An 18,215-nucleotide genomic window follows, 5' to 3' on the forward strand; every position below is an offset into this window, starting at 1 on the left:
GCAATCCAAATATAAGAAAAAGGCTATTTGGAAATCCAAATAGCCTTTTAAAATATTATTTAAAAAAGAAATTAATTATTCAATGCTTCTGCACCACCAACAATCTCTAATATTTCACCAGTAATTGCTGCTTGACGAGCTTTGTTATATGTTAATTTTAATTGATTTCTTAATTCTGTTGCATTGTCTGTTGCTTTATGCATAGCTGTCATACGTGCACCATGTTCTGATGCAAAAGAATCACGAATTGATTTGTATAATTGTGTTTTTAAAGATTTCGGGATCAATGTTAAAACAATTTCTTCTTTAGATGGTTCGAAAATATAATCCGATGCAATTGCTTCTCCTCCTGTAATTGGTTCTAATGGTAAAAACTGTTCCGTTTTAACAATTTGAGTAGCTGCATTTTTAAAGTGATTGTAGACAATTTCTATTTTATCATACTCTCCATCAATAAATTTTTGCATTAACACTTCGGCAATTTCTGAAACATTATCAAAAGTTAGATTATCAAAAATAGCACTTTGATTGTCAATAACTGTACTTACTTTACGCAAGACATCGTTTCCTTTTTTTCCGATAGCAAAAACATCAACTGTTTTACCTGAGTAAAATTCAGTTCTATTTTTAACACTTTTAATAACATTTGAATTAAAAGCACCACATAAACCTCTATTTGAAGTTATAGCAACAATCAAAACTTTATTAACTTCTCTTTGCTCAGCAAAAGCTCCTCCTGTGTTTCCATCAAGAGTTGCACTTAAATTTTGCAATAATTCTGTCAATTTCTCTGCATAAGGACGCATAGCTGTAATTGCATCTTGAGCCTTTTTCAATTTTGCAGCAGAAACCATTTTCATTGCCGATGTTATTTGCATCGTTGATGAAATTGAACCAATTCTATTTCTAATTTCCTTTAAGTTTGCCATTCCTTACAAATTGTATATTGTAAAAATTGTATTTATATACTGACATAGTGTTTCTTTCTATACAGTATATAAATACAATATACTTTTATTAATATTTTGATGAAATTTCTTTAGCCACTTTAGCTAACACGTCTGTGATATTATCATCAAACTTTCCAGCTTTTAAAGCATCTAATGTATCTCTATGTTTTGCGTTTAAAAATGCTAAATAATCTTTTTCAAATTCTTTAACTTTTTCAACAGGCACATCTCTTAACAAGTTTTTAGATCCTGCATAGATAATTGCAACTTGATCTTCAACTGTAGATGGGTCATTAACCGCTTGTTTTAAGATTTCAACATTACGTTTTCCTTTTTCAATTACACTCATTGTTACAGCATCTAAATCAGAACCAAATTTAGCAAATGCTTCTAATTCACGATATTGAGCTTGATCTAATTTTAAAGTACCTGCAACTTTTTTCATTGATTTAATCTGTGCATTTCCTCCAACACGAGATACAGAAATACCTACGTTAATTGCTGGACGCACACCTGAGTTAAATAAATCTCCATCTAAGAAAATCTGACCATCAGTAATCGAAATTACGTTTGTTGGGATATATGCAGAAACGTCACCAGCTTGTGTTTCAATAATAGGTAAAGCTGTTAAAGAACCTCCACCTTTTACGATTGGTTTTAACGAATCTGGTAAATCGTTCATATTTCTAGCAATATCATCATTAGCAATAACTTTTGCTGCTCTTTCTAATAATCTTGAGTGAAGATAGAAAACGTCTCCAGGATATGCTTCACGACCTGGTGGTCTTCTCAATAATAAAGATACTTCACGGTACGCAACTGCTTGTTTAGATAAATCATCATAGATAATTAAAGCAGGACGACCTGTATCACGGAAATATTCACCTATTGATGCACCAGCAAATGGAGCATAAACTTGCATTGCAGCAGGATCTGAAGCATTAGCAGCAACAATAACTGTATAAGCCATTGCTCCTTTTTCTTCCAATGTTTTAGCAATAGCAGCAACAGTAGATGCTTTTTGTCCTACAGCAACATATATACAGAATACTGGTTTCCCAGCATCGTAAAATTCTTTTTGATTTAAGATTGTATCAATACAAACTGATGTTTTACCAGTTTGACGGTCACCAATTACTAATTCACGTTGTCCTCTACCAACTGGAATCATAGCATCGATAGCTTTAATACCTGTTTGTAATGGTTCAGTTACTGGTTGACGATAGATAACTCCAGGAGCTTTTCTTTCCAATGGCATTTCATACAATTCTCCACCTATAGGACCTTTACCGTCGATAGGGTTTCCTAAAGTATCAACAACACGTCCAACAATTTGCTCACCAACTTTTAATGACGCAATACGTTGTGTTCTTTTTACTGTTGAACCTTCTCTAATTCCCGTAGAAGGACCTAATAATACTACTCCAACATTGTCTTCTTCTAAATTTAAAACGATTGCTTCTAATCCATTTTCAAATTGAACCAATTCTCCGTATTGAGCATTAGATAATCCGTAAACGCGAGCAATTCCATCTCCAACTTGAAGAACAGTTCCCACTTCTTCTAATGTAGCACCAGATTGAAAATCTGATAATTGTTTTTTTAATATTGCTGATATTTCAGCAGGTTTAATTTCAGCCATCTTAATTTATAATTTTAACACTAACTAAGTGCGATCTATATTATTAATTACTAAACTCTCTTTTTAATTGTTGCAATCTGTTCACTACAGACGCATTATATTGTTTGTCACCCATTCTAAGTATAAATCCACCTATAATTGATGGGTCTATTACATTATTTATGGTAATTTGTTTTGTTGAAAACTCTTTTATTTTCGCCAATACTTTGCTCTCTAAATCTGATGTTAAAGGTAGAGCAGTTGTAACTACTACTGTTTCTAAACCATTTGCTTCATCAAACAATGCATTATATTGTGATGCAATAGCTGGTAATATTTCAAATCTTTTATTTTCTAAAAGTAATTGAAAAAGTCCTTTAGTTTCATTTTGAGCTGAAGCAAAAATTTCAGATAATACAGCAAACTTAGAAGGCCCTTTTACAACTGGGTTATATAAAAACTCTTTTAATTCTGCATTTTCTTTTACAATTGTAATTACTGAATTCATATCAGCATTTACATTTGTTTCATTATTATTTGCTTTAGCTATATCCAGAATAGCCTTTGCATATCGTATAGCTGCTCTAGTTCCTGCCATAATTAATTTAATTTAGCATCACCTAACATCTTCTCAACTAATTTAGTTTGAGCATCTTTGTTAGACAGTTCGTCTCTTAATATTTTTTCTGCAATTTCTAATGAAAGTGAAGAAACTTGATTTTTTAATTCTGACATTGCAGCATTTTTCTCGTTTTCGATAGCTGCTTTTGCTTGAGCAATCATTTTGTTACCTTGTTCTACCGCTTCATTTTTAGCTTCAGCAATCATAGTATCTTTCATTTCGCGAGCTTCTTTAAGCATTGCGTCTCTTTCAGCACGAGCTTCAACTAGTAACTTTTCGTTATCTGCTTTTAAATTTGCTAAATCTTTTTTAGCGTTTTCTGCTGCCATTAAAGCATTAGATATACCTTCTTCACGAGCTGATAAAGAAGCAATAATTGGCTTCCATGCAAATTTAGCTAATAATATAATTAAAATTACAAGTATAATAGCTTGCCAAAAAAACAAACCGTATGAAAAATCATTAATTAATTTATCCATTATATAAACTTTAAAAAAATTCGTTTTAAAAAAATTGTCTAATAAAGTAAGACCCGCAACCAACCGTTGCAGGTAACTTACTTATTCTAATTACTTTCCTAAGATTAAAGCACCAAATGCTAAACCTTCCAATAATGCACCGATGATAATCATCGCAGTTTGGATTTTACCAGCAGCTTCTGGTTGACGAGCAATAGCATCCATTGCTGAACCACCGATTTTACCTAAACCTAAACCAGCTCCAATTACGATTAAACCTGCACCTACTAAACCTGGAATTTCCATAATAATTGATATATATAATTAAACAAAATTTATTCTTAAACTATAGAGTTGTCATGATCACCTAAAACATCAGCACTGTGGTGTTCATCATGGTGATGATCTTGAACCGCCATTCCAATGAATAACGAAGACAACATTGTAAATATATACGCTTGCAAAAATGCAACTAAAATTTCAATAACAGAAATAAACAATGTCAAAGCTAACGACACAACAGTTGCCCCACCTGTAGTCAACTCCTCCTTCATAACAAAAACAATTGCAATTAATCCCATTACTACTGTGTGACCTGCAGTAATATTTGCAAATAGACGTATCATTAACGAGAAAGGCTTTGTAAACATACCCAACACCTCAATCGGCGCTAAGATAATTTTCATTGGAACTGGCACACCTGGCATCCAGAAAATGTGACCCCAGTAATCTTTATTTGCGCTAAACTGAGTAATAATAAATGTGAATATTGCTAAACACATTGTTACTGCAATATTTCCTGTAACATTAATTCCTAGTGGTGTCAAGCCAATTAAATTTAATAACCATATTAAGAAAAACACAGTTAACAAGTATGGCGTAAATTTTTTATACTTTGCTTCACCGATATTTGGTCTTGCAATTTCATCTCTAACATAAATTACTAAAGGTTCTAAAACTCTATTAAATCCTTTTGGTAAATTATTATGACTTGTCTTATATGTTTTAGCTAAACCAAAAAACAATAAGAAAATTACAATTGAAGTTAATAATAATGCAAAAACATTCTTCGTTATAGAAAAATCTAAAGGCTTTGCATTTGTTGGATGATGATGTTCATCAAAACTTAATACACCTTCTGCATCTGTTTTATAAATCTTCCCATGAAACAATTTATAATATTGTCCATCTACTTCTGCAACTGTTTCGCCATGATGGAATTTTGAAGAAGAAAACACTTTCAATCCATTATCAATTAAAATAACTGGCAATGAAAATCCATAGTGCTTCCCTTCTGCTTCATCTGAAAAGAATACAAAATCATACGAGTCTTGCAAGTGATGCGCAATATGTGCATTTACTTTTTCTTTTTGTGATAAACCTTCATGGTTAGAATGATTTTCTACATGAGATTCATGTACGTGTTCGACAGCAACTGATGTGCTATCTGAAGTCGTGTTAGCTGTACTAATGAATGGTAGTATCGAAAATGCGATAGCTACAATTAAACTAAGTGGTTTTCTTGAAATCACCATATCGTTATAAAATATAATTTTTACGGTCGTTAAAATTTTTTGCAAAAGTACAATTTTAATTATTATTCCGTTATTGAAAAATAACTTTTTTTACGAACCTGTTGTTTTTTTTAATTTTAGCTTTTTTTATTTAATAATTTAACTGTAAAACAGACATCTACCAACATGAACTCTATGAAAAGAATAAAAAATGATACTTTCTCATAATTATTCAAAATATCTGATTGTTTAATCAATGAAATAAAAATATAGCAAATGATTAATTTAATAGTAAGTGTTACTAAAAATGCAAAACCTAAAATTTCTTTTTTCTTATTATTAATATAGTCATGTGTAGCAAGCAATAAAAAACTACTAGCTACAAAAAAAAGACTCATTTTATATATATTCACATTTGCATCACTTAACGCTTCCTCTAATTGAAAGGCTTTTATAATTAAAAGGTTTACAATTAGAATTATTGTTACAATTACACAATAATACACATAGATATTGCTCTTTATTTTCATTTATCATTCTTATTTAAAAAAATTACCTGCTTAACGACATAATATATTGCTAAAATGACACCGATTAAGGTACAAACTTCTTGATAATATGTTTTTTGATATTTTTCATCTAAATAAGTCCCTAAATAGTGCGCAATAAAAATAGTAAATCCCATTTGAAATGGGATCGTTATTAATGACAACCATTTATTAGGCTTCTTATTCATTTTTTTTGAAATATTGCGTAAATATAAAAAAAAGGGGTTGCGTTTGCAACCCCTTTTCTAAACTATAATTCTAAATAATTAAAACTCATAACGAACCGTAAAGTTCCATGTTCTTCCTAAACCAAAGAACGCATTGTTTCCTCCAGCTAAACCTCTATAAACATTTCCATTCTCTCTAAAAGTAGGACCTGTCAAAGTATTACTATCAAAAGTGGTTGGGTCTGGACTATCAACATCATAACTTGAATTAGATTCTGAAATATATTTTCTATTGAAAATATTATCTACATTTAAACGTAAATCAATATGATTCAATACATTAATTCTAAATCTATAAGAAGCGAATGCATCAACAACAGTAAAATCTGGTAATAATATAGGATTTTTGAAGAATGTCGCATTTTCTTTATATACACTAAAATTAGGATCATATCGCTCTAGTGATGGAGAAGCATACATTTTATCAGAATATTTAAGGTTTGAACCAAACATGAAGTTAGAAAACACTTCATAGTTTGCTCCTATTGAAGCCATCAACTGTGGAGCTCCACCAATTTTATGATCTTTAATATATAATGTAGAAACAGGAGTAGTACTTCCAGGTAACAAATCATAAAAAGTAGCATTAGAACTGTATTTCCAATCACCAACAGATAACGTACCATTTAAGATTAATTTTCTTATTGGGGCAGCCGTGATGTCTAATTCAACACCTCTATTCACCCTATCAATACCTGAAGTAGTACCGAAGTTACCTAATTCTGGAGTATAATATGGGGTTTCCGCATCTTTATGATCAGACGAATACGCACTAATGTTTACACTTAAACTTCTTGATCTGAATCCATACCCAACTTCAAAAGATTTAAACTTTTCGTTTTTATAATTTGGATTCACATCATTATTTAAACCACTATAAACTGTAACGAAAACTGGAGGTCTTGACACAAATCCTGCATTCGCCCATATATTGTGTTTACGCGTTATGTTATAGTTAACACCAAACTTTGCATTATACCCATCAATAGCTAATTCTCCTGTTGCATTTTTAGAATCATCAATTAACGAATAATCTACTCTTTCAATAAATTGTCTATTAAACCCTCCTTGTGCTAATAAATTCAGCTTCCATATATCATATTCAATTTGTGCATAAGATCCCAAATAAGCAATTTTAGCATCGTAGTTATGATCTACTGGTGTTGCTCCTAAATTCTTTTTAGTAAAATCTAAAATAGGTTCAGGTAAAGCTGTATTTGATGTATTTAATGAATACCAAAGACCTGGCGTGCTTGCATTTAAAGCATCATAAAAATCGATAGAATATGCAGATGCTCCAAATAAATCATTAACAATTCTAGTTTTATTATATATGGTTTTTCTAGAATCTATACCTAAATTAAGTGATAAATTCTTCGCCAATTCAGTTTTTAAATTTAAAATTCCACCATAGAAAGTTTGATTTGTAATTTCTGATAATAATGTTAAACCAGAATCATTTGAAGCCACTGGATTTCCATTGTTATCAGTAAATACTCCATTAAAAGGAGAATTAACATACTGACCGTTATAATTAGGATCTCTCATAAATGTAGTTCCTCCAAATACAGCTGGATTCCCTGAATTATATTGATTAATAAAATTCAAATCAATTTGACTATTATTATCTAAAATATCAAGTCCAGAAGCTCCTAAAATTCCTCCTGAAAAATTTGTATGACCACTAGTTCCTTTTGAACCATACAGTTTTGTTGATATTTGTGTTTTATCACTTACATTTAAATCCCATTGGAAAATCCCTAATGGTTTATGTCCAAAATTTACCTTAGTATTATATTCTTTACCATTCAAATATCCCCAATCACGATTGTACTTAGTATCTGCTTCATTTGTACCATTACCTTGAAACACATAATTTGACAAAGCGATATCAGAAACTCTTTGATTATGCCATTGTGGTGAACCAAATATTTTAAATTGAAAGTCACTTTTCCCTTTGTTATAACCTAATGCCATATAATATGAATATGCTTCAAAATTTGTTGATTTAACATATCCATCTCCTGAAGTTGCACTTAATAAAAAGTTTGCAGAAAACCCGTTTTTAAGTTGACCTGTTGCATAAGATCCTGCAAATTTTCTATATCCATTGTTCCCTACAGAATTATACAAAAAACCTCCTTTATCATGATTTGCATTTCTTAAAATCATGTTCATTGTACCTGCTACAGATGAATTTACTAATTTTGAAGCTCCTAATCCTCTTTGTAACTGGATTGATGTCGCAACATCATTCATTGAAGAAATATTTGCCCAATCTACAATTCCTGCTTCTAAGTCATATAATGGAATACCATCAATCATAGGAGACAAATTGTTTTGCTCAAAACCTCTCACATTAATTCTTGAATCTCCAAAACCACCTCCTACTCTAGAAGTATAAACTCCTGGCATTTGGCTAGTTAATTCGATAAAATCTTTATTTGAAACTTTTTCACGCATTTCATAGTTTCTCATTGTAGACGAAGAGATAGGTGTTTTTCTATCTTTAATAACGTCGATACTTGAGGTTGTTACTATTACATCTTTTTCTACAACTAAATTATCTTCTAAATATATTGTACCTAAGTCTATAGTATCATCTTGATTTTTGTAAAATGAAATTACTTTTGTAACATATCCATGCATTGAAATTTCAATTGTTCCAAATGCTTTTACTGAACTGATTTTAAATGTCCCATCAAAATCTACTGTTGTTTTTTCCTCAACATTACTACTGGGTGACAATACGCTTACCGTTGCTCCAAAAAGACTTAGTCTTTCTTTGTTATCCTTAACAACTCCTTTAAATTTACTTTGTGCATTAGATTGAAACACACTCATAATGCAAAGAGTCATTAATAAATAATAAAAATTCTTTCTCATAAAATTGTACTTTGTATTTAAAGCACAAATATTTTTGAAAAAAAAATTATAAAACAATTTGACTTTCTATGTAAAATAACACTTTTGCATTATTTTGGTTTTTTCAATGATTAATCTTCTATTTTTTATGTTAAAAAAAACCAAAAGTATTTCTTAATAAAAATTAAAAAAAATAGATAATTAAGTTTTATTAAGTTTTTGTTAAGAAATCTTTAAAAGTGATTTTTTTACAAAAATTTATTCTTATAAAAACAAAATGTTTTGAATTTCAAGTTTATCTTTAACAAATGAAGTTTGTTAAATAAAAAAATCTCATTAAAAATGAGATTTCTAAGACTATTTAACTAGTTATTTTTATGATTTAGCATCCGTTTTTACTGTTTTAGATTGTGATTTCATTCCACAAGTAGCTTCAAAAACTGCTCCTGGTTCAACAGAAAGCTTTCCAACAAGTACATCTCCTTTTATTTTTGCTGTTGATTTTATTGTTAATAATTCTTCTACCTCTAGTTTTCCTACATAGCTTCCTTCAATATCAACATTCTTACATTTAATATCTCCTTGAACTTCACCTGATGTTCCGATAACCAATTTTCCTCCTGAAGTATAATTTCCAATTAATATTCCGTCTAATCTAAAATCATCTTTCGATTCAATATTTCCAGTAATAATGGTTCCTTGTACAATTCGGTTTGTTTTTCCTAATGGCGTTTCTTTTTGTTTTGTTGTTTTATCGAACATGTTTTATAAATAATTTGGGGGTTGAGTTATTCGTTTATTTAATCCATTCTTCAAATTTCTTTTTTACTTGAATTACTTTATAATCTTCAGTAGAAACAATATGAACTTCATCTTTAATCTTATAATCTTTATATTCTTGTAAAATACTTAAGGTTGCTTTTGCAACTTCTTCAGTAATAAAACCATGTATAACAACGAAGTTATCATCTAATGTATAGATATCTGTTGATAATTTCAAATCTTCATTATTACGTGCTTTTAGATATTTCTCAACCTTATCTATTAATTTTTTAGTATTCTCTTGATCTGTTTCTTTTTTTGGAAAGACTAATTTCCATGATGTTCCTTCTGCATTTCCAAAATTTATTGTTTCTAATCTTGGAATATCATTTTGCAATAATTGTTCTGCTTGTTTTCCTTCTTCAATATCAGGATATGTTAATGATACAAAGTTTAAAGCTTTCTTATATTCATCTACACCTTTTAATCTTCCAATTACATTTGCTTTAAGCATTTCAAACTTAGGCAATGATTCTTCTCCAAAATATTGCTCAATTCTTTCTTCTACTTCTTTATAAACTTCTCTCAGTTGATTTTTTTCGTATTTTTTAAATAATTTATTATAGACCACTTCCGGATTTGAATCGTCTTCCATTGCTTCTGAAGGGTTTTCTATAATTTGCGTATATCTACTATTAGGATATTCTAAAGTAATTTGACGTTTATAATCCTCTGCTTTCTGAGGGTTTATAATTTCATAAATCTTATATAAGTTATACTTAGCTGGTAAAATCAACCTCTCTTCAGGATTATTTTTAAGCAATTTTTCTAATCTATTAGCAGCTAATTCATATTCTTTAAATTTTTCTTTATAGATAACACCCAGTTGATAATAGGCATAATTTCTGTCTTTATGAATACTATCAATAATGGTTTGCTCTTTTGGTAGTTGTGATGTATAAAAAGAAACTTTATATTCTGGTTTATTTTCAATGTGATTTAAAGAATCATTTTCAACAATATTATCTTGATTCTCTTCATCATCATCTAATTCTTTTGATGAATTATTTCCCGAAGACATTCTCCAATCTTCTTTATATTGTCTGTCTCCCCATTTGTTTTTAAATTCTTTTTTTCCAAAAGCTACTGTTACAGGATTATAAAAATAAAACGTACTTTGTTCTTCTTTTCCTCCTGACAAGTTTTTAGCAGGAAGAGAATTTATTTTACTTTGTTGACTTAATTTAGAAAAACTATTATTAGCATTTGCTAAGTTAGCGGCTTTATTTGCTTCTAATTCAGCTTTTTCTGCTGCAATTTTAGCTTTTAACTCATCTTCTTTCTTTAGTTTTTCTATATACTTTTCAAAATAATTATTTCTTTCAATTTCAGACATCGCAACCAAGGCAAGAATACTATCATTTACTTTTGCTATTTCTTCATATTTAATAACATCATCTAGATTATCCCTTTTCTTTTTAAATTTTCTATATTCTCTAGTTTTATCACTTAAACTATTTAATGTACTATCATAATATTTGCCTGCAATTTTATATTCTGCATTTTTAAAATATATTTCTCCAATATTTCTATAATTTGAGGCAACTAAATATTTGTCTTGTGATACTGTTCTAAGTGATTTGTTATAATACTTTTTAGCTGTACTATCAATTTCTTGTTTATCATAAAAAAGCCCCATTTGATGATGTAAAATATCCAAATAAGGTCTGTTTTCTCTATCTTCAATTAATTTATTGAATTTTTCAGTAAAAATTAAAGTATCTCCATTTTTATAATCGAACTGAGCTGCTTGCTTTGCATGTGCTTGAATTACATATCTTCTAGGAGATTTTCTATTCATGTCTATTACTTCTTGAAAAGCTGCATAAGCACTATCATTATATTCTAATGATTCATATAGTTGACCTAATATAAAAGAATACCTTGCTCGTTCTTCTTTCGTTTTTGTATTTTCTTTTGCAATTTTTATAGTTGTGATCGCGCTATCTTTTGATCCTACATTGAGATATGCTTGTGACAACATTGCGTTTGCATCAGCTAAATCTTGTCCTTCTATTTTATCACTTTCTAATAGTTTTTTAAGATTCTTTATTGCTGTTTCCTCGTTATCTAAACGAATATTGACTTTTTCTCTCCATACTTTTGCATGATAGATTTTGTCGCTTTTTGGGTATTTATATAAAATATAATTTAATGCTTCTAAAGCAGGAATGAAACGATTATCAAAATATCTTGCTTTTGCTAATAACAAATAGGCTTCATCCATTTGAGGGTTTCTCTCAGAACCTTGTATGTTCATGGAATGCTTTTGAATTGCTTTTACTGCTTTTTCTTCCGCTCGTTCAAAATTTGGATTTTTTGTTTGACCTGGTAATATTTCTTCTTCAACATTAGGCATCCTTTCAATTGGTAATATTTCCCAAAAATTGTCTTTATATGTTAAGACTAATTCTGCCTGACCCGCATCTAAGGCTAAGTTTCCATTGTATAACACATTATATTCTGTTGTAACTGCATGGAAATTTCTATTGACAAACTTATCTTTTTTAACAGAACAACCTATTATAAAAAGTAGTAAGCCAAAAATATATGAGTATTTTAATATATTGTTCTTCAAGATAAAACGCTTTATTTCTTTAACTTCAATTTTCTCTTTTTAGTATAAAGAATGGTAAAAATACATTTCTTTTTTTGATGTAAAAAGAAACAAACGCTTTTTTACTAATCTTGAATACTTTTCAAGTCTTTTATTACTTTAAATGCAATATCTATTTGACTATCACTCACAATTATTGTAAACTCATTTGTGGTTGAAATCACTTCGTGAATAATAATTCCTTCCCATGCCAAGCGCTGAAAAATATAATAATAAACTCCTGGAACAGAAATATTTTCTTGAGGAAGTTTTACCGTAATTGATGATAAGTTTTCAATTTTATGCGTTATTTTTTCCATTTTTAGTAGATCTGCTACCAAATAAGACACAGATGTACTTATAATGATATTTGTTTCATTTACACCTCTCGATGATGTATAAAAAACATCTGATTCTTTATTAATTTCAGATAACAACTTAGCCTGATTATCTAACAAAGTATCTGAAATATTGAAAGCATAGTCTGTTAATGAAGATCGAACCGTTATTTCACCTGTATTTTTTAATACTCTTGAAATTTTATGATTGATTTTGAAATCTAATTCTTCAGAAAGTCTTTTCAAAGACATTACAACGGCTCCTTGTTTAATATCTTTTCCTAATTCTTTTTCCAAATAAGGCATCATTACTCTGGCTAAAGAAGTTAAGTTTATGATTCCTTGAGATAAGGAATTTAATAAGAAAGGTTTTGACTTAATGTACTGTTCTACAACTGAGGAAATTGTTTTCATTTTTAAAAAGTTTTTACAAATATAATAAAAAACACAAAATGTTATATTTATAACTAAAAATAATAAAAAGCTTCTTCTATATGCTCTATGTTATATTTCTGTTTTTCTTTATATACTGCTATTATATCAAACCTAACTTCAACGTCTAAATCATTTGAAATAATATACTCATTTATTGCTTTTACGAGTAACTGAACTTTTTTTGGCTTAACAAAATCTTGTGGTAAACCAAAATCCAAACTAGATCTTGTTTTTACTTCAACAACTGCTAGTGTATTTTCTTTTTGAGCAATAATATCAATTTCTGCTTTATCAAAAACCCAATTAGTTTCTAGAATTTCGTATCCTTTCCCTTGAAGATATTCGGCCGCTTTTTCCTCTCCTATTTTACCTAATTCATTATGTTCTGCCATACCTTTATAAATTTACAAGATATTTTAATTAAATTTTAATTTAACATCTCTTTCATTTACTTCAAATTCTACTTGGCTTCCTAAAATTAATGTACGATTATCTTTTTGATGACCTGCACAAAACTCAAAAGCAATAGGGATATTATACTCTTTCATTATAGCCGTTATAATTTGAACTTCATTTTGTCCAAAAGGAATTTCATTATCATGCATATCGCGCATACTTCCTACAATAATTCCTCTTACATTTTCAAAATACCCATTCCTTTTAATATTATATAACATTCTATCAATATGATATAAGTATTCGTCTAAGTCTTCAATAAATAGAATTTTATCTTTAGTATTAATAGATGATTTTGACCCTAACAAACTATATAAAATTGAAATATTTCCCCCAACTAGTTCTCCCTTTACTTTTCCCTTAACATCATAAGGTTTTGAAGGAATAGTATATGACAACTCATTACCAAACAAGGCATCTTTAAATGTTTTCTTCACATCCTCTGGAGCATTGGGAACTGTAAAAGGCATAATTGAATGTAAAGAAGCTATTCCTAAAGTATTCAAATGACTATGTAAAACCGTTACATCACTAAAACCCATAATCCATTTTGGTTGATTCTGAAACTTCGTAAAGTCTACTAAATCAATTATTCTTACTGTTCCATATCCTCCACGTGCACACCAAATTGCTTTTACATTATCATCATCCATCATTTGTTGTAAGTCAGCAGCTCTTTCAGCATCTGTTCCACCTAATTGGCAACTATCTAATCCTATTGTTCTTCCAAGTTTCGTTTTTAAACCCCAAGATTCTAATAAATGAATAGCTGGTTTTGCTTCTTCAGGCATAAATTTTCGAGCAGTACATACAATAGCAACTGTATCGCCCTTTTTTAAAAATGGTGGAATCTTCATTTTTGTTTGAGAGTAATTAAAATTAGAAATAAATAAAAGTAAAAACAATAAACGAATCATTTAATTAGTAATAAAATTAATACTTTACTTCAAAAATAAACAAATTCAATTTAAAATTCGCTTATTCTGAATCAATGATTTATTTTTGCACTTATTCTGAATATGATTCAGCAACTAATTTATTAAAAACCATGTTAGAAAATCCAAAAAGATACACCATTACTGCTGCCTTACCTTATACTAATGGCCCTATACATATAGGTCACTTAGCAGGTGTTTATGTTCCAAGTGATATTTATGCAAGATACTTGCGTTTACAAGGAAAAGATGTTGCTTTTATGTGTGGAAGTGACGAACATGGTGTTGCTATTTCAATGAAAGCAAAAAAAGAAGGGATTACTCCTCAAGAAGTAATTGACAAATATGATGGAATTATTCGTCAATCTTTTTTAGATTTTGGAATTTCATTTGACAATTATTCTAGAACTTCTGCAAAAATTCATCATGATACTGCTTCTGATTTTTTTAGAAAACTATATGATGATGGAAAATTCATAGAAGAAACTACTGAACAATTATATGATGCTAAAGCAGATCAGTTTTTAGCCGATCGTTTTGTGACAGGTACTTGTCCGAAATGTGGAAATGAAGAAGCTTATGGAGATCAATGTGAAAAATGTGGTTCTTCTTTAAATGCAACAGATTTAATTAATCCAAAATCGACAATTACAGGTGAAACTCCTATTTTAAAAGAAACAAAGCATTGGTTTTTACCTTTAAATGAATATGATGCTTTCCTTCGTGAATGGATCTTGGAAGGTCATAAAAACGATTGGAAACCTAATGTTTACGGACAAGTAAAATCGTGGGTTGATGGTGGTTTGGAGCCAAGAGCTGTTACACGTGATTTAGATTGGGGAATTGATGTTCCTGTTGAAGGAGCTGAAGGAAAAAAACTATATGTATGGTTCGATGCTCCTATTGGCTATATCTCTGCTACAAAAGAATGGGCTGCAAAAGAAGGAAAAGACTGGGAGCTGTATTGGAAAGACCAAGATACTAAATTAGTTCATTTTATTGGTAAAGACAATATTGTTTTCCATTGTATTATTTTCCCTGCAATGTTAAAAGCAGAAGGTAGCTATATTTTACCTGATAATGTTCCTGCTAATGAATTCTTAAATTTAGAAGGTAGTAAATTATCTACTTCTAAAAATTGGGCAGTTTGGTTACACGAATATCTACAAGATTTCCCAGATAAACAAGATGCCTTACGTTACGCTTTAACAGCAAATGCTCCAGAGACAAAAGACAACGATTTTACGTGGAAAGATTTCCAAGCACGTAACAATAATGAATTAGCCGCTATTTATGGTAACTTCATCAATAGAGTTGTAGTATTAACCAATAAATATTACAATGGTGTTGTTCCTACTCCAAATGAGTTTACAGAAATTGACGAACAGACATTAACAGAATTAAAAGCGTATCCTGCAGTAATATCTTCTTCAATTGAACGCTATCGATTCAGAGAAGCTCTAGCTGAAGTTATGAATGTTGCTCGTTTAGGTAATAAATATTTAGCAGATGAAGAACCATGGAAAATGGTAAAGGAAAGTCCTGAAAGAGTAAAAACACAAATGTATGTTGCGCTACAAATTGCAACGGCTTTAAGTGTTTTATGTGAACCATTTTTACCTTTTACATCAACTAAGTTAAAATCAATTTTAAAACTAACTGATTCAGAATTAAACTGGAATGACATTTCTAAGAAAACAGAATTGATCCCTTCAAATCATCAAATTGGTCAAGCTGAAATTTTATTTGCTCAAATTGACGATGCAGAGATACAAAAACAAATTGATAAATTAGAAGCTACAAAAACAGCTAACAAAATGGAAAATGCTAAAGCAGAGCCACAAAAAGAGACAGCAACTTTTGATGACTTTACAAAATTAGATATTCGTGTAGGAACTATTTTAGAAGCTGAAAAAATGCCAAAAGCAAATAAACTTTTAGTTTTAAAAGTAGATACTGGAATTGATGTAAGAACTATTGTTTCTGGAATTGCAGAGCATTTTTCTCCTGAAGAAATAATTGGTAAAAGAGTAACCGTTTTAGTAAATCTTGCGCCAAGAGCCTTACGTGGTGTTGAGAGTGCTGGAATGATTCTAATGACTAATAATGCTGAAGGAAAACTAGTATTCGTTAATCCAGATGCTGAAGGTGTTTTAAATGGCACTTTAATTAGTTAAAAATATAATGAATAAACCTAGAATAGCTCTATTAATAGGAATAATTTGTATTTCTATTTTTCCTATATTAATTAAACTACAATTAACATCAGGATTAATTTCTGCTTTTTATAGAATGGCAATTGCTCTAGGTTTATTACTACCTTATGTTTTATTAACGAAAAAGATAATTATTCCTAAAAGCAAACCATTACTTATTTCTATTTTTTGTGGTATTCTATTTGCTTCTGATGTAGCCGTTTGGAATGTTGCTATACAAAAATCGAGTGCTACTCAAGCAACACTTTTAACTAATTTAGCTCCTGTTTGGGTTGGAATTATTTCGTTTTTTTTCTTAAAAAACAAGCCCACGACTAATTTCTGGATTGGAACTGTCGTTGCTATTTTTGGAATGATAACACTAGTTGGGTTTGATTTTTTTATCAAAATGAACTTTGATTTAGCCTTTTCATTGGCTATCCTATCAGGTGTTTTGTATGCTATATATATTCTTGTTAGTAAAAATGTCTTATCTAAGGTAGATATTTATTCATTTATGACCATAAGTTTATTTGCATCCACTCTATTTTTAGGAGCTATTTGTTTAATTGCAGATGAGCCATTTTTGGGTTTTTCTTCTAATGCTTGGCTTGTTCTTTTCATACAAGGAGCTATTTGCCAATTAGCTGCATGGTTACTAATTAGTTATGCTACTCAAAATATGCGCGCTACAAGAGTATCTCTCAGTTTATTAAGTCAAGGTGTAATTGCTACGTTTTTAGCCTGGTTATTTATAGATGAAAAAATAACACTACAGATGATAATAGGTGGTGTTATTCTACTTTCAGGAATTGGAATTACTTTTTATGAAAATAAGAATTCATAATACTATAAGGAGCCAATTAATCATTTTCTTAGTTAATTTCAAATACCTTATTTTTGTTATTAATTTACATTATTAGATATAAAGCAGTATGAAATTAAATCCAAAAATAATCGCTTTTGATGCAGATGACACACTTTGGCACAATGAACCTTACTTTGATGAAGCTCAAGAGCGTTTTTGTAGGTTATTTCAAGATTATGCTTCCAGTCAGGAAATTTTAGGACTAATTTTAAATCATCAGGTTAAAAACTTACCACTATATGGCTTTGGTATTAAAGCTTTTACTTTGTCAATGATTGAATCTGCTTTAGAATTAACGAAACATCAAATTTCTAGCAAAGGAATTGAACAGATTATAACTATTGGTAAAGACTTATTACAAAAACCTGTTGAATTACTCCCAAATATTGAAGAAGTATTAAAAACATTACAAGGAAAATACAAATTAGTTGTAGCAACTAAAGGAGATTTAAAAGACCAGCACAGAAAATTACATGATTCTGGATTAGGGCACTATTTTCATCATATTGAAGTATTAAGTGATAAAACAGAACTAGATTATGAAAAAATGTTACATCGTTTAGATTGCAAATCGAATGATTTTTTAATGATTGGAAACTCACTAAAGTCAGATGTTTTGCCTATTTTAAATATTGGAGGTTTTGGTATTCACGTTCCATATCATACAACTTGGGAATATGAAAAAATTGACTTTGAAATTAAACATAATAATTTTTTAGCGCTTTCAAACATTATAGAAGTTTTAAACATTCTTGAATAAATAAA

Annotated in this window: 17 protein-coding genes; 3 read left to right on the plus strand and 14 right to left on the minus strand. The window is 29.7% G+C overall.

What is annotated here, in order from left to right; all coding sequences use genetic code 11:
* Positions 1–71: 71 nt before the first annotated feature.
* The 14 genes from atpG to SY27_RS10795 form a co-directional block, all read right to left on the minus strand.
* The gene (gene atpG, locus SY27_RS10730; RefSeq protein ID WP_045970053.1) at positions 72–929 is read right to left on the minus strand and encodes an ATP synthase F1 subunit gamma; all 858 of its coding nucleotides are present in this window, start codon (positions 927–929) and stop codon (positions 72–74) included.
* A gap of 88 nt (positions 930–1,017) precedes the next feature.
* Complete coding sequence (atpA, locus tag SY27_RS10735) at positions 1,018–2,592, minus strand: F0F1 ATP synthase subunit alpha (RefSeq protein WP_045970055.1); 1,575 nt, start codon at positions 2,590–2,592, stop codon at positions 1,018–1,020.
* Between the two features lie 43 nt (positions 2,593–2,635).
* On the minus strand, positions 2,636–3,169 hold the full coding sequence (gene atpH, locus SY27_RS10740; RefSeq protein WP_045970057.1) for an ATP synthase F1 subunit delta: 534 nt from the start codon (positions 3,167–3,169) through the stop codon (positions 2,636–2,638).
* 2 nt (positions 3,170–3,171) lie between these two features.
* Positions 3,172–3,672: a F0F1 ATP synthase subunit B gene (locus tag SY27_RS10745; protein ID WP_045970059.1), complete on the minus strand. Its 501-nt coding sequence runs from the start codon at positions 3,670–3,672 to the stop codon at positions 3,172–3,174.
* A 90-nt stretch (positions 3,673–3,762) separates the two neighbouring features.
* Positions 3,763–3,957: an ATP synthase F0 subunit C gene (locus SY27_RS10750; RefSeq protein ID WP_045970061.1), complete on the minus strand. Its 195-nt coding sequence runs from the start codon at positions 3,955–3,957 to the stop codon at positions 3,763–3,765.
* 35 nt (positions 3,958–3,992) lie between these two features.
* On the minus strand, positions 3,993–5,186 hold the full coding sequence (atpB, locus tag SY27_RS10755; RefSeq protein WP_045970063.1) for a F0F1 ATP synthase subunit A: 1,194 nt from the start codon (positions 5,184–5,186) through the stop codon (positions 3,993–3,995).
* 116 nt (positions 5,187–5,302) lie between these two features.
* Complete coding sequence (locus SY27_RS10760; protein WP_045970065.1) at positions 5,303–5,695, minus strand: hypothetical protein; 393 nt, start codon at positions 5,693–5,695, stop codon at positions 5,303–5,305.
* Positions 5,692–5,901 (minus strand): AtpZ/AtpI family protein, encoded by a 210-nt coding sequence (locus tag SY27_RS10765; RefSeq protein WP_045970066.1) that lies wholly within the window; start codon positions 5,899–5,901, stop codon positions 5,692–5,694. The genes SY27_RS10760 and SY27_RS10765 overlap by 4 nt, the downstream gene beginning before the upstream one ends.
* Positions 5,902–5,979: 78 nt before the next feature.
* Positions 5,980–8,826 carry a TonB-dependent receptor plug domain-containing protein gene (locus SY27_RS10770; protein WP_082084341.1) on the minus strand — a complete coding sequence of 949 codons (2,847 nt, stop codon included), beginning with the start codon at positions 8,824–8,826 and terminating at the stop codon, positions 5,980–5,982.
* A gap of 354 nt (positions 8,827–9,180) precedes the next feature.
* Positions 9,181–9,567, minus strand: a complete 387-nt coding sequence (locus SY27_RS10775) for a polymer-forming cytoskeletal protein (protein ID WP_045970070.1) — start codon at positions 9,565–9,567, stop codon at positions 9,181–9,183.
* A gap of 34 nt (positions 9,568–9,601) precedes the next feature.
* Positions 9,602–12,205, minus strand: a complete 2,604-nt coding sequence (locus tag SY27_RS10780; protein ID WP_045970072.1) for a hypothetical protein — start codon at positions 12,203–12,205, stop codon at positions 9,602–9,604.
* Positions 12,206–12,309: 104 nt separating this feature from the next.
* Positions 12,310–12,975, minus strand: coding sequence for an aspartate kinase (locus tag SY27_RS10785; protein WP_045970074.1), 666 nt, complete (start codon positions 12,973–12,975; stop codon positions 12,310–12,312).
* Between the two features lie 53 nt (positions 12,976–13,028).
* Complete coding sequence (locus SY27_RS10790) at positions 13,029–13,388, minus strand: YraN family protein (RefSeq protein ID WP_045970076.1); 360 nt, start codon at positions 13,386–13,388, stop codon at positions 13,029–13,031.
* Between the two features lie 24 nt (positions 13,389–13,412).
* On the minus strand, positions 13,413–14,309 hold the full coding sequence (locus SY27_RS10795; protein ID WP_045970264.1) for an LD-carboxypeptidase: 897 nt from the start codon (positions 14,307–14,309) through the stop codon (positions 13,413–13,415).
* A 191-nt stretch (positions 14,310–14,500) separates the two neighbouring features.
* On the opposite strand from SY27_RS10795, the gene metG reads away from it, so the two are divergent.
* From metG to SY27_RS10810, 3 genes are all read left to right on the plus strand, one after another.
* On the plus strand, positions 14,501–16,564 hold the full coding sequence (gene metG / locus SY27_RS10800) for a methionine--tRNA ligase (protein WP_045970266.1): 2,064 nt from the start codon (positions 14,501–14,503) through the stop codon (positions 16,562–16,564).
* Between the two features lie 7 nt (positions 16,565–16,571).
* Positions 16,572–17,429: a DMT family transporter gene (locus SY27_RS10805; protein WP_045970078.1), complete on the plus strand. Its 858-nt coding sequence runs from the start codon at positions 16,572–16,574 to the stop codon at positions 17,427–17,429.
* A gap of 88 nt (positions 17,430–17,517) precedes the next feature.
* The gene (locus SY27_RS10810) at positions 17,518–18,210 is read left to right on the plus strand and encodes an HAD family hydrolase (protein ID WP_045970080.1); all 693 of its coding nucleotides are present in this window, start codon (positions 17,518–17,520) and stop codon (positions 18,208–18,210) included.
* Positions 18,211–18,215 lie beyond the last annotated feature (5 nt).

Origin of the sequence: Flavobacterium sp. 316 (assembly GCF_000967805.1) — a bacterium.
In the GTDB taxonomy this organism is placed as follows: domain Bacteria; phylum Bacteroidota; class Bacteroidia; order Flavobacteriales; family Flavobacteriaceae; genus Flavobacterium; species Flavobacterium sediminilitoris.